At 37.7% G+C, this 12,693-nt stretch carries 12 protein-coding genes; 7 read left to right on the forward strand and 5 right to left on the reverse strand.

All coding sequences use genetic code 11. From position 1 onward, the window contains the following. The first annotated feature begins 110 nt into the window (after positions 1-110). The 5 genes from DEU40_RS06710 to DEU40_RS06730 all read left to right on the forward strand — a co-directional run bounded on the left by DEU40_RS06710 (position 111) and on the right by DEU40_RS06730 (position 6,054). Positions 111-1,349 (forward strand): OmpP1/FadL family transporter, encoded by a 1,239-nt coding sequence (locus DEU40_RS06710; RefSeq protein WP_110009118.1) that lies wholly within the window; start codon positions 111-113, stop codon positions 1,347-1,349. A 12-nt stretch (positions 1,350-1,361) separates the two neighbouring features. Beyond that, positions 1,362-2,822: a G-D-S-L family lipolytic protein gene (locus tag DEU40_RS06715; protein WP_110009119.1), complete on the forward strand. Its 1,461-nt coding sequence runs from the start codon at positions 1,362-1,364 to the stop codon at positions 2,820-2,822. A gap of 85 nt (positions 2,823-2,907) precedes the next feature. After that, a complete protein-coding gene (locus tag DEU40_RS06720) occupies positions 2,908-3,846 on the forward strand; it encodes a ribose-phosphate pyrophosphokinase (RefSeq protein ID WP_110009120.1) in 939 nt (312 codons plus the stop codon). 56 nt (positions 3,847-3,902) lie between these two features. Then, positions 3,903-4,550 (forward strand): 50S ribosomal protein L25/general stress protein Ctc, encoded by a 648-nt coding sequence (locus DEU40_RS06725; RefSeq protein ID WP_110009121.1) that lies wholly within the window; start codon positions 3,903-3,905, stop codon positions 4,548-4,550. Between the two features lie 283 nt (positions 4,551-4,833). Then, positions 4,834-6,054, forward strand: coding sequence for an aminotransferase class V-fold PLP-dependent enzyme (locus tag DEU40_RS06730; protein ID WP_110009122.1), 1,221 nt, complete (start codon positions 4,834-4,836; stop codon positions 6,052-6,054). A gap of 57 nt (positions 6,055-6,111) precedes the next feature. On the opposite strand, the gene DEU40_RS06735 is transcribed toward DEU40_RS06730, so the two are convergent. Then, positions 6,112-6,237 carry a GNAT family acetyltransferase gene (locus DEU40_RS06735; RefSeq protein WP_110009123.1) on the reverse strand — a complete coding sequence of 42 codons (126 nt, stop codon included), beginning with the start codon at positions 6,235-6,237 and terminating at the stop codon, positions 6,112-6,114. 137 nt (positions 6,238-6,374) lie between these two features. Between DEU40_RS06735 and DEU40_RS06740 the strand changes: the two genes are divergently transcribed. Continuing rightward, on the forward strand, positions 6,375-7,196 hold the full coding sequence (locus tag DEU40_RS06740) for a T9SS-dependent choice-of-anchor J family protein (RefSeq protein ID WP_110009124.1): 822 nt from the start codon (positions 6,375-6,377) through the stop codon (positions 7,194-7,196). Between the two features lie 78 nt (positions 7,197-7,274). Here DEU40_RS06740 and hemE read toward each other — a convergent pair whose 3' ends face one another. From hemE to hemA, 4 genes are all read right to left on the reverse strand, one after another. After that, the gene (gene hemE / locus DEU40_RS06745; protein WP_110009125.1) at positions 7,275-8,306 is read right to left on the reverse strand and encodes a uroporphyrinogen decarboxylase; all 1,032 of its coding nucleotides are present in this window, start codon (positions 8,304-8,306) and stop codon (positions 7,275-7,277) included. A gap of 41 nt (positions 8,307-8,347) precedes the next feature. Then, complete coding sequence (locus tag DEU40_RS06750; protein ID WP_110009126.1) at positions 8,348-9,031, reverse strand: uroporphyrinogen-III synthase; 684 nt, start codon at positions 9,029-9,031, stop codon at positions 8,348-8,350. 64 nt (positions 9,032-9,095) lie between these two features. Continuing rightward, positions 9,096-10,004, reverse strand: a complete 909-nt coding sequence (gene hemC, locus DEU40_RS06755) for a hydroxymethylbilane synthase (protein ID WP_110009127.1) — start codon at positions 10,002-10,004, stop codon at positions 9,096-9,098. After that, a complete protein-coding gene (hemA, locus tag DEU40_RS06760; protein ID WP_110009152.1) occupies positions 9,991-11,265 on the reverse strand; it encodes a glutamyl-tRNA reductase in 1,275 nt (424 codons plus the stop codon). Before hemA ends, hemC begins: the two co-directional genes overlap by 14 nt. A 391-nt stretch (positions 11,266-11,656) precedes the next feature. Here hemA and DEU40_RS06765 point away from each other — a divergent pair, with 391 nt between their 5' ends. Then, entirely contained in the window at positions 11,657-12,682 is a 1,026-nt protein-coding gene (locus DEU40_RS06765; protein WP_045491741.1) for a rod shape-determining protein, read from the forward strand. Positions 12,683-12,693 lie beyond the last annotated feature (11 nt).

Consider the following 12,693-nt stretch of genomic DNA (forward strand, 5'->3'; position numbering starts at 1 on the left):
GGTGTTATTTTAAACATAGTTTTCTTTTGCAATATTGTTTAAAATATTAGGAAATATTAACAGATGTATTCAAAATAATTTTATATTTGGCTTATATATAATAATAGTCTATGAAAAAAATATTAGTATCAACTGCTTTATTGGCGGGAGTTCTATCTTATGCAGGAGGCTTCAGAGTTTCCCTGCAGGGGGTAAAACAATTGGCAATGGCGCATACTAGTGCTCATGCCGAAGACGCGAGTGTGACATTCTTTAACCCGGCGGGTATGTCATTTATCCCTTCCAAGCTGAGTGTAGTGGCAGGAGGGTTTGGTGCAAGTAATAAAGTTACTTTTCAAAACTTCAATACTTTACAAAGTGCAGAAACAGATAACCCTATAGGAACACCTATATATGCTGCAATTACTTATAGACCCATAGAGAAACTTACCGTAGGGTTCAGTTTTTCAACGCCTTTTGGAAGTACAATCAAATGGCCTGATAACTGGGAAGGTAAGGAATTGGTACAGAAAATGGAACTGAAAAGTTTCTATTTCCAGCCAATGGTCTCTGTAAAATTGGCTCCATGGGTATCTTTTGGTGCCAGCTATATCTACGCAAGAGGAAAAGTAGATTGGGACAAGGCAGTGACTCAATTTGACGGAAAGGTTAATATTAATGACGATAATGCAACCGGCCACGGATATGGATTCGGTTTCTATTTCAGGCCTGACCCGAAATTAGATGTGAGTATTGCATATCGTTCAGCAATCGATATGAAAGCTAAATCAGGAACTGCTACATTCCAGTTCCCATCTCAATCTGTTTATAATCAGCTAAAACTGAATGCAGCAGGACAAGATGGTTTCTCAGCAACGCTGCCATTGGTTGAAGAATATACCATTGGTTTGACCTATAAGATCACACCGAAGTGGCAGGTTTCTGCAGACTTTAACTATCACGGATGGGAAAGATACAGCAAGCTTACATTGGATTTCGAGAATGCGCCTATCGGGAACAATCCGTCAGACCCAACTATTCTTACCAATCCTAAGAACTTCAAAAACTCCAAAACTTTCAGACTGGGAACCCAGTATGCGTTCACCAATATGATCTACGGACGTTTGGGAGCTTATTATGATGAAGCACCTTATACTACGGATAACTTTATACCGGAAACTCCTTCATATGATACCTATGTGGTTACAGGTGGGGTAGGCTTCAAGCTGAAGCAGTTCGGAATTGATGTTGCCGGAGGATATGCAATGCCTCAGTACAGAAAGGTGAATAATGTTAATATAGGGCTTAACGGACAGTCAAAAGCAACTGCTTTCTACTTTGGTCTAGGTTTCTCTTATAATCCATTTTAATTTTAGAAGACTATGAAAAAAATTATAATATCGACAATGGCAGTTTCTGCACTTCTTTTTACAGTAAGCTGTAATACGGATTTCGATACGGATGTGAAAGATATCCCGGTAACAAAAGGAGACGCAGACTTTTCAAAATATATTTCGTTAGGAAACTCATTAACTGCTGGTTATAGAGATGGAGCTCTTTACAGCAGTGGACAGAGTGAATCTTATCCAAGCATGATTGCAGCGCAAATGCAATTAGCAGGTGGAGGCGCTTTTAAACAGCCAATGATGCCTAATGACACAGGAGGGTTTACCAATTTATTTAACCCAGCAACAGGAGATTTTGCAGGTAAATATGTGTTAAGTGTTGTGAACGGAGCATTAACTCCCGGTCCAACAGCTCCAGGAGCAGCATTAGATAATGTTTCTGCTGGTGGTCCTTACCAGAATATGGGAGTTCCGGGAGCAAGAGTAGCGCATTTACTGGCTCCGGGATATGGGAATCCAGCCGGATTAATCTCTACGCCTGCTACTGCAAATCCATATTTCGTAAGATTTGCGTCATCAACAACAACTTCAGTAGTAGAAGATGCCCTAAAACAAGACCCAACCTTCATTTCTTTATGGATAGGAAATAATGATGTTTTATTATATGCAACTTCAGGAGGAGCTGATCCGAATGTTCCGATTACGCCAGTAGATGGTGCTGTAGGGGTAGGGTTCAGTAATACCTATGCTTATTTAGTAGATAAACTATTCCCTGCCGGTACAAAAAGAAAAGGTGTTATTGCTAATATTCCTACAGTTACCAATGTCCCTTACTTTACGAGAATTCCTGCTATGCCTCTTACAGGTTTGACAGATGCTCAGGTAACTCAGCTGAATACAGGATATGCTCAGTATAACGCAGGATTGCTGCAGGCTAAAACCTTAGGAGCGATCAGCGATGCTGAATATCAGAGAAGGTTAATTAAATTTACTGCCGGAGCAGCAGTCAACGGAGCTGTAATTGTAGATAAAGATCTGTCAACTGTTCCGGGGCTTCCAAAATACAGACAAACAACAGCGAAGGATTTAATTCTTTTACCAGCTAGTAAAGTTCTTACTCCACAGGCTGGAGGAGGTACTTCCGTACCATTAGAAGATAAGCTTGTCCTTACTGAAGCTGAGACTGCAAAAGTCCTTGCTGCTACTGCAGGATATAACACAGCGATAAAAAAAGCAGCAACAGACAAAGGTCTTGCCTTTGTGGATATGGACGCTAAAATGATGGAATTGAATTCTAAATCAGGAATTATTTGGGATGGAGTAAAATATACGGCGACATTTGTAACCGGCGGAGCGTTCTCTTTAGACGGAGTTCATCTGACAGGACGCGGATATGGTATTGTTGCTAATGAATTTATTAAATCTATCAATGCTAAATACAACTCTACACTTCCACAGGTAGATCCGAACAAATATTCAGGAGTTAAATTCCCTTAATAATTGATAAAATAAAAACTTAGAAACCACAGGAGTAAATCTTGTGGTTTTTTTTTAAATTTGCAAAATCTTTTAAAAAGTAAAAATGGCCGATCAGTTAAGTTATCTATTTTGTACAAGAACCAGCAGGGACTTGGCAGAGAAAATTGCCCAGAATTATGGGAAAGAATTAGGAAAAATCAACTTTCAGGAGTTCAGTGATGGGGAATTTGAGCCTGTTTTGGACGAATCTGTAAGAGGAGGAAGAGTTTTCCTGATTGGATCTACATTCCCTCCTGCAGACAATCTTTTGGAACTTCTTCTAATGATTGATGCAGCAAAAAGAGCTTCTGCAAAGAGCATCACCGTAGTAATTCCTTACTTTGGTCTTGCCAGACAGGACAGAAAAGACAAACCAAGAGCGCCGATCGGTGCAAAATTAGTTGCCAACCTTCTTACTGCAGCAGGAGCAACAAGAATCATGACAATGGACCTTCATGCAGATCAAATCCAGGGATTCTTCGAAATTCCGGTAGATCACCTGTATGCCTCTACTATTTTCGTAGACCACATCAGGTCTTTGAATCTTGATAATCTTACCATTGCTTCTCCGGATATGGGAGGTGCGAAAAGAGCGAAAAACTATGCCGGTCACCTGGGTGCTGAAGTAGTAATTGCTTATAAGGAAAGAAAAAAAGCAAACGTTGTAGAAGAAATGTTCCTTATTGGTGATGTTACAGGTAAAAACGTAATCCTTATTGATGATATGATTGATACTGCAGGTACACTTTGCAAAGCTGCAGATATCTTGATTGAAAAAGGAGCAAAAACAGTAAGAGCTATGGCTACCCACGGAGTGCTTTCTGGCAAGGCTTACGAGAATATTGAGAACTCAAAATTGCTGGAAGTTATTGTAACTGACTCAATTCCTGTTAAAAATAATTTGTCATCTAAAATAAAAGTGCTATCTTGCGCCCCGTTATTTGCAGACGTTATGACAATGGTTCATGAACATAAATCAATTAGTAGTAAATTTGTTATTTAATTGATTTTAAATAAATTGCAAATTAAAATTAGAACAATTTTTTAAATTTTTTATAAATGAAATCTATTACAATTCAAGGTACAAAAAGAGAAAGCGTGGGCAAAAAGTCTACAAAAGCTTTACGTGATGCTGAATTAGTTCCTTGTGTTGTTTATGGAGGTGAAGCACCTTTGAACTTCTCTGCTGAAGAGAGAGCTTTCAAAGGATTAGTATACACTCCTGAAGCACACACGGTATCTATTGAGGTTGACGGAAAAACAATTCCAGCTGTTCTTCAGGATATTCAGTTTCACCCGATTACTGACAAAATTCTTCACGTTGACTTCTATCAGTTATCTGATGATAAGCCAGTGATCATGGAAGTTCCGGTAAGAATTACAGGACGTTCAAAAGGTGTTGTAGCTGGTGGTGTTTTACGTCAGTCTTTCAGAAAACTAAAAGTAAAAGCTATCCCTGCTAACCTACCTGACGAAGTAGTAGTTGATGTTACTCCATTAAGAATTGGTAACAAACTTTACATCGGTGGTATCAAAACAGAAGGATATTCTTTCATGCACCCTGACAACGCAGTAGTAGTTGCTGTTAAGATGTCTAGAAATGCAATGAAAGGAGGTGCAGCAATGCAGGATGATGATGAGGATGAAGAAGTTGCAACTGAAGAAGGTGCAGCTCCTGAAGCAGCAGCTGAAACTGCAGCAGAATAAGAATTGCTTATTTAAACAATATAAGAACCCGTCAGTTATGGCGGGTTTTTTATTTGATAACGAGTAAGCAGGATACCTAAACAATCTGGTAGGCTGCTTTCAATTTTGTCTTTTGCCCTTTAGTAATTTCATCTTTTGTTTTATTGGCTTTCTTCACCTTACCCTATTGAATATTTCTATCAACAGATAGCGATCAGTACCCAACCCCATGCTTCCTTTCGGAAAAAAAGCCGTAAATTTGAAGAGTTCTAAATAAGGACGTTTTAATTTAAAAAATAAATAAATGTTTGACATTCAGGAAATAAGAAGCCAGTTTTCTATATTGGACAGAGAAGTGAACGGTAAGCCTTTGGTTTATCTGGATAATGCAGCTACATCCCAAAAACCAAATTCAGTTTTGGAAGTCTGTCACGCATATTATACAGAACTTAATGCTAATGTTCACAGAGGGATTCATACGTTGAGCCAGCTGGCAACAGAAGAAATGGAGCTTTCAAGAAGAAAGATTCAGAAATTCATTAATGCTGAACATGACTTTGAGGTGATTTTTACCAAGGGAACAACAGAAGGGTTGAACCTCATCGCTTATATTTTAACACAGAAACTGCAAAAGGATGATGAGATCATTATTTCATATCTGGAGCACCATTCCAATATTGTTCCATGGCAGATGCTGTGTGAAAGGACTGGAGCGAAACTGCGCGTGATTCCTATTGATGAGAACGGAATCCTTCAGATGGATTATTTTGATCAGTTTTTGAGTGAAAAAACGAAGGTTGTTTCTGTAAATCAGGTTTCCAATGCATTAGGTATTATGAATCCGATTGAAGAGATTATTGCCAAAACAAGAAAGAATACAGATGCTTATGTTGTGATAGACGGAGCTCAGTCTGCTCCGCATTTCAATATTGACGTACAGAAGATGGATTGTGATTTCTTTGTGTTCTCAGGTCATAAAATGTATGCTCCGATGGGAACAGGCATTTTATATGGAAAACAAGAAATATTAGAAGCTTTACCACCTTTTCATGGAGGAGGAGAGATGATTGCAACCTGTTCTTTCGATGGTACCACTTATGCAGGTCTTCCATTCAAATATGAAGCGGGAACACCGAATGTAGGCGGGAATATTGCTTTAGGTGCTGCTGTTGATTTCATGAACAGAGTAGGTCATACCCATATTCAGAATCATGAAAATGCTTTATTGGAATATGCGCAAAGACAGCTTTTGGAAATAGATGGTATTAGAATCTATGGTGAAAAAGCGAAGAGAACCGGGGTTGTTTCTTTTAATCTGGAAGGAGTAGGAATTGCCTCTGATGTAGGAATGATTCTTGATAAAATGGGAATCGCTGTAAGAACAGGACACCACTGTACGCAGCCTATTATGAACTTCTTTAATATTGCCGGAACAGTGAGGGCAAGTTTTGCTGTTTATAATACTTTCGAAGAAATTGACGCTCTGGTGGAGGGCGTTAAAAAAGCACAGAGAATGTTGAGCTAATCAATATCGGATGTCAATTATATAAAATTAAAAGCAGCTGTTGAGCTGCTTTTTTTATTAGTCAATGGGAATACAGTAGCACCGGCCTTCAATAATGACCTGATAGTAGCCGATAGCACATTCCAGACAGATTTCTCCTCCTGCCATAATGCTTTTCATCTTTTCTTTGTTGAGTTTTTTCATATGATGCGATTTAAAGGTTAAGCATAAAATTCTGATGTTTTCTAATAATTTCATGTAATGTATTGATTTTATATATAATTATTAATGTTTTGTGAAAAATATTTCGCTAATTTTATATAAACATCAAATATTTTATTATGAAAAAATTCTTTATTCTATTATTGTCGATTTGTGGTCTGTATGATGCACAAGTTTTTTCTGAAAATTTCAACGGAAATTCTTTGCCGGCCGGGTGGACGGTAGAGAATCCGGATAACTCTTTTAAGTGGAATGTGGGTGCCCAGAATGGTTTCGCTGGCTTTCCCGATGGAGCAGCTTTTTTTGATGATGATGATGCAGGACCATCCGTAGTTAATACCAATGCGAGACTGATTTCTCCTGTAATTAATCTGACCGGAGTAGTAAATCCAAAGCTCTCGTTTAATTATGCCAATATGATTGATAATCTTGATTCTACTTTAAAAGTTGAAGTTTTCAATGGAACTTCCTGGATTCAGGTTTTTACTTTTTCAGGTGACGCAGGAATATGGGATCTTGATTTTAATACTTTTACATTTGTAGTAACCAGTTATGATACTGCCGCCAATATAGATCTGACACCTTATGCTAACGCAGCTTTTAAATTAAGATTTGTTTATGATGATGCCGGAGATTATTCTTACGGTGTTGTAATAGATAATGTAAAGATTACAAGTGGTCTCCTGGCAACGTCAGAAGTTTCGTATGCAGATCATATAGATGTATATCCGAATCCGGTTAAGGGGGATTTTTATATTAAACAAAGCTCTCAGAGTAAGTTTGAAAAGATTTCTGTAATTGACCAGTCAGGAAAACTTGTGAAAACATTTAATAAAGCATCTGATTCCTATGACTTATCAGATCTGCCAAAAGGAGTCTATATTATAATGATCAGTAATCCTGATGGAAAAGTTGTTAAAAAGAAAGTGATGAAGGAATAATCATTAAAAAAGTAATTCTAACAAAAAACCCTTATAGAATGCCTATAAGGGTTTTGTATATTTTCAAAGGAAATAATCTTATACATTCGGTTTCCAGTCTACTACCGCTCTGATGAATGCTTCAGCATTTTCTACAGGCACATTAGGGAGAATTCCGTGCCCTAAATTGGCGATATATCTGTCTTTTCCGAAACGGTTGATCATTTCATTCACCATCTTCTTAATCGTTTCAGGTGTTGAGTGAAGTCTTGCAGGATCAAAATTCCCCTGTAGTGTCATCGTATGGTTGGTCAGTGTTCTTGCGAATTCCGGCTTAATAGTCCAGTCTACGCCAAGAGCAGACGCTTTAGACATTGTCATATCTTCCAGTGCGAACCAGCATCCTTTCCCGAATACGACAACGTGAGTAAGCGGGCTTAATGCTTCAACAATCTGATTGATGTACTGCCATGAGAACTCCTGGTAATCCGTAGGAGAAAGCATTCCTCCCCATGAATCAAAAATCTGTACAGCAGAAACTCCTTTTTCTACTTTTCTCTTTAAATAAGCGATTGTAGTATCTGTAATCTTTTGTAATAATAAATGAGCAGCTTCAGGCTGTTGGAAGCAGAAGGATTTTGCAATATCAAAAGCTTTGCTTCCTTTTCCTTCTACACAGTAACAAAGAATAGTCCATGGAGAACCGGCAAAACCGATCAATGGGATTTCGTTATCCAGCTTCTGTAAGGTAAGTTCAATAGCATCAAAAACGTAACCTAAAGTGTCATTCACATCCGGAGTTTCAATATTCTGAACCTGTTCCATTGTTCTGATAGGAGTATCTAACCATGGGCCAACAGATTCTTTCATTTTGAAATCAATTCCCATTGCCTGCGGCACTACCAGGATATCAGAAAACAGAATCGCGGCATCCAGAGGAAATCTGCGGATAGGCTGCAGAGTGATCTCAGCGGCAAGTTCAGGAGTCTGACATCTTGTAAAGAAATCATACTGATCTCTTAAAGCAATGAATTCCGGCAGATATCTTCCAGCCTGCCTCATCATCCAGACAGGAGGTCTTTCAACGGTTTCTCCGCGAAGTGCTTTTAAATATAGGTCGTTTTTTATCATAATCTATTGTAACTAATATTACCGGCATCCGGTAACAGATTCTAAATCCTACTTCCGATTTCTTTTCTGATCAATGCAAATATCGATGTCAGGGTATTTTCTTCCGAAGTAAAAATTTCTTCCTGCGTATAATTTCTCAGCTCACCGGAAGTGGTTCCGCCAATGGAAAAAAGCTTCATGCCTTCCAGAGAATTTCGCCTTGCAAAACTACGAACTCCGCTCGGACTAAAAAATACTGCAGCATGATATTTTTCAGTTATTACAGGATGAGTTTCCTCAGTATTATAAATGGTAACTTTTTTGTACTTAATGTTTTGTAACGGAAGGTCTTTGTCCAGAACATTGATGGCAAGATTGCCACAGAAGTGCAGGAATTGCTCGTGCTGGCATTTTCCGATAATGAATCGCGAAAGAGTTTCAGCATTTTTCAGTACCTTAAATGTTCCAAAACCATGTTTCCTCAGCTCTCTTTTGGTCTTTTCACCTACACAATAGATTTTGTTATAGTTTTTTGCAGTAAAATCTTCATTGGGTTTGAATCTGTTTTTAAAAAAAGAAGCAACTCCATTGACGCTGGTAAAAATCAGAGAGTAGTTTTTCAGATCAAAAGGATTGATCATAATAGGGCTGGTCTTAATTACCTCAACACAGTCAACCAAAATATCCTCTCCTAATTCTTTGGATATAATAGATGGGTCTATATTTTTGGTAAATAAGATTTTCATGTCTGTAAAATTAAGAAAATGAAAAAGTGTTGCTAAAGGAATATAAAAATATAAATCTGAACTATCAGATCTGGCTTTTGATTTCTGCCATTAATTCTTTTCCTCCGTTCTCAAGAACAACTTTTGCAAACTTTTCTCCAAAATTCTCATTTGGAGTATAGACAAAGTTTTCATCTACAGCAATACAGTTTTTACCGTCCAGAGAGCAAAGTGCTGCTTTGAAGCGGATCTGGTCGCCGATAATTTCTGCAAAAGCCCCGATAGGTGCAGTACAGCCTCCTTCTAAAGTGCTCAGGAAGTTTCTTTCAATCTCTACACAGATTTGTGTCTGTTGATGATTGATCTGGCGCACAATTTCATTGATCTCCGGTTTATCGGTATGTCCGGCTACAGAGATTACGCCTTGTGATGGCGCAGAAATCATTAATGGAAGCATTTCGTAATCAATTTCCATTTTCATTCTTTTGATGCCTGCCAAAGATAAGATCGTAGCATCGAAATCTCCTTCTTCCAGTTTTTGAAGTCTGGTTTGAATATTTCCCCTGATATCCGAAAACTCAGCGGTAGGATAATTTCTCAGCCAGAAAGCTCTTCTTCTCAAACTGCTGGTGGCAAGTTTAAGCTCATGGAATTCTTTATTCCTTGCAGATTCTTTTCTGATCAGGATATCCTGTGGATAATCTCTTTCCAGATAAGCGATCATCTCAATATTTTGAGGCAATTGAGTGGGAACATCTTTTAAAGAATGTACGGCAATATCAATTTCATCATTCAATAGGGCAATATCAAGATCTCTTGTGAAAACCCCGGTAATTCCTAAAGAATAAAGCGGCTGATTAAGGTTCTTATCGCCAGAAGAAACGATAGGAACAATTTCCGTTAAATAATTGTTGTTCTGAAGGTGCCTCGCAACCTCTCTAGCCTGCCAAAGTGCAAGTGCGGAATTTCTCGTTCCGATTCTAATGCTTTTCATTGAATTCGTTGTTTGGTTGTTCAACTAATATTTCGTGCATTAATTTACTAATTTCTTCGGCTTTTAAAGGATTATCGATGATATATTTTGCAAAACGGTTGGTGATTTTCTGGATCATTTTATCAGAAAGTTCCATGTCCGTGATGTTTATGTATTTATTTTTTTTGTAGAAATTATGCATTTCATTACGCTCCATGTTCTTTAGAACGGCTTTGAAATGATGAATATTAGGGGCAAGCTTTCTCTTTTTCTCCCATTCAATAAAGTCTTTCATCAGTTCCTTAATGATTTTTTCAGCTTTCGGGATTTCTCTTTCGCGCTGTTGAATCGTTTCCTGAATCTGTTTTGAAAGCTCATCCACATCAATCAGAGTTACGTTTTTATTTTCAGTAACATTCTTTTCAACGTTATGAGGAATGGAAAGGTCAATGATCAGTGTTTCTTTTCCATTAGGGAAATGAGACCGGTTGACAATAGGATGCTTGGCTCCTGTTGCTACAATAAGAATATCTGTATTTTTTAATTCCTGGTCAAAATCAGAATAATCAACATGAGGAATATTGTATTTCTGGGAAATCTTTTCGGCTTTCTCCTGAGTTCTGTTGGCAATTTTAATTTTCGGCTGGTAGACATGCTTTACCAGGTTTTCAACGGTATTCTGTCCTATTTCGCCTACCCCCAAAAGAAGGATGTTTTTTTCAGTAATCCTTTTCTGGTTGTTTAAAATATAATGAACGGCAGCATAAGAAACAGAAGCTGCGCCATTCGAAATGCCGGTTTCATTTTTTATTCTTTTCGAAATCTGAATCGCAGCATTAATGGCTCTTTCCAGATAAGGATTCGAATTTTGTCTTTCTTTTTTGAAACGGCTGTATGCTTTTTTAATCTGCCCGATAATTTCAAAGTCTCCGATAATCTGGCTTTCAAGGCCTGCCGCTACTCTGAAAAGATGAATCAAAGCTTCCTCTTTGGTCAGAATATTGGCGAACTGAAGAAAATCGGTAAGTTGTACTCCAATGGTTTTGCAATACTCTTCAGCTACTAAAAGATAATTGGGAGAAGTGGTATAGATTTCGGTCCTGTTACAGGTGGAAACCACAAATGCATCGCCCAGATCTTCCTGATGGACTCTGGAAACAAAGTTTTTGATGTTCTCATCAAAGAATGCAAACTTTCCTCTCGTTTCTACGTCGGCTTTCTCGTAGCTTATTGAAAGCACGGCAAAATTTGACGTTCGATGAATGTTGGAATACTGTAACATAAGCAGTGGCAAATTTACGATTTTTTTCATTAACCTTTCTCAGATAGTGTATATGATAATTATCGTAAAAAACTATAAAAGGGAATGCCGCAAAAGGCGAAACTCTAAAAAGTCAAAAATGGCATGTTGTAAAAAAGCTGTTACACTTTTTAAGTTTTATTGATGCTTTTTTGTTGAGCTTTCTTAGTCTTTTTACCCTTTTGCTAATTCGCTTTTCAGCCCTTTTAACATCCCATTAATTTTAGTTGAAATCAAACTCTGTAAATGTCTAAATTGAAAGTTAATAAAGAATTATAAATTTTAATAAAATTTTAACCAAATTAAGTTGGTGGGAAATTTCTTTAGTAGTCTTAAATTTATATCTTTGTAATCTTAAAATCAGAAGAAAAATATGAGTTTATTTGATATGTTTACGCAAGAAATTGCGATAGACCTGGGAACGGCTAATACCCTTATTATCCATAATAATAAAATTGTTATAGATCAACCGTCAATTGTTGCAATTGAACGTTCTACGGGTAAACCCATTGCTGTAGGGGAACAGGCTAAGCATATGCAAGGTAAAACTCACGAGGATATCAAAACCATCCGTCCTTTGAAAGATGGAGTTATTGCTGATTTCCACGCTTCTGAACACATGATCAAGGAATTCATCAAGAAAATTCCTGGAATTAAAGGTAAATTCATTCAACCGGCATTACGAATTGTAATCTGTATCCCTTCTGGTATCACTGAAGTTGAAAAAAGAGCGGTAAGAGACTCTGCCCAGAAAGTAAACGCAAAAGAAGTAAGATTAATCTACGAACCAATGGCTGCTGCAATTGGGGTAGGGATTGATGTACAAAAGCCTGAAGGAAATATGATCATCGATATAGGTGGTGGTACTACGGAAATTGCAGTGGTAGCTTTGGGAGGTATTGTATGTGATAAATCTGTGAAGATTGCCGGAGACGTATTTACCAATGATATTGCCTATTACTTAAGAACTCACCATAACCTTTATATCGGGGAAAGAACAGCTGAAAGAATCAAAATTGAAGTAGGTTCTGCAGTAGAAGATCTTGATGTAGACATCGAAGATATCCCGGTACAGGGTAGAGACCTTATTACGGGTAAACCTAAAGAAATTATGGTTGGATACAAAGAGATTGCACGTGCATTAGATAAATCAATCATCAGAATTGAAGATGCCGTAATGGAAACATTATCTCTTACACCACCGGAATTGGCTGCAGATATTTACAAAACAGGTATTTATCTTGCAGGAGGAGGAGCGTTATTAAGAGGTCTTGCGGACAGAATTCACAAAAAAACAGGTCTTCCTGTGTTTGTAGCTGAAGATCCGTTGAGAGCTGTGGTTCGTGGAACAGGTATTGCCCTTAAGAATATGGATAAATTCAATTTCTTAATTAAATAATTTTAACTTTT

Origin of the sequence: Chryseobacterium sp. AG844, assembly GCF_003182335.1 — a bacterium.
Lineage (GTDB): Bacteria > Bacteroidota > Bacteroidia > Flavobacteriales > Weeksellaceae > Chryseobacterium > Chryseobacterium cupriresistens.

What these genes read in the sequence shown, in the direction of transcription:
- DEU40_RS06710 (WP_110009118.1), top strand. Translation starts at nt 111, where the DNA reads ATGAAAAAAATATTAGTATCAACTGCTTTATTGGCGGGAGTTCTATCT.
- DEU40_RS06715 (WP_110009119.1), top strand. Translation starts at nt 1,362, where the DNA reads ATGAAAAAAATTATAATATCGACAATGGCAGTTTCTGCACTTCTTTTT.
- DEU40_RS06720 (WP_110009120.1), top strand. Translation starts at nt 2,908, where the DNA reads ATGGCCGATCAGTTAAGTTATCTATTTTGTACAAGAACCAGCAGGGAC.
- DEU40_RS06725 (WP_110009121.1), top strand. Translation starts at nt 3,903, where the DNA reads ATGAAATCTATTACAATTCAAGGTACAAAAAGAGAAAGCGTGGGCAAA.
- DEU40_RS06730 (WP_110009122.1), top strand. Translation starts at nt 4,834, where the DNA reads ATGTTTGACATTCAGGAAATAAGAAGCCAGTTTTCTATATTGGACAGA.
- DEU40_RS06735 (WP_110009123.1), bottom strand. Translation starts at nt 6,237, where the DNA reads ATGAAAAAACTCAACAAAGAAAAGATGAAAAGCATTATGGCAGGAGGA.
- DEU40_RS06740 (WP_110009124.1), top strand. Translation starts at nt 6,375, where the DNA reads ATGAAAAAATTCTTTATTCTATTATTGTCGATTTGTGGTCTGTATGAT.
- hemE (WP_110009125.1), bottom strand. Translation starts at nt 8,306, where the DNA reads ATGATAAAAAACGACCTATATTTAAAAGCACTTCGCGGAGAAACCGTT.
- DEU40_RS06750 (WP_110009126.1), bottom strand. Translation starts at nt 9,031, where the DNA reads ATGAAAATCTTATTTACCAAAAATATAGACCCATCTATTATATCCAAA.
- hemC (WP_110009127.1), bottom strand. Translation starts at nt 10,004, where the DNA reads ATGAAAAGCATTAGAATCGGAACGAGAAATTCCGCACTTGCACTTTGG.
- hemA (WP_110009152.1), bottom strand. Translation starts at nt 11,265, where the DNA reads ATGTTACAGTATTCCAACATTCATCGAACGTCAAATTTTGCCGTGCTT.
- DEU40_RS06765 (WP_045491741.1), top strand. Translation starts at nt 11,657, where the DNA reads ATGAGTTTATTTGATATGTTTACGCAAGAAATTGCGATAGACCTGGGA.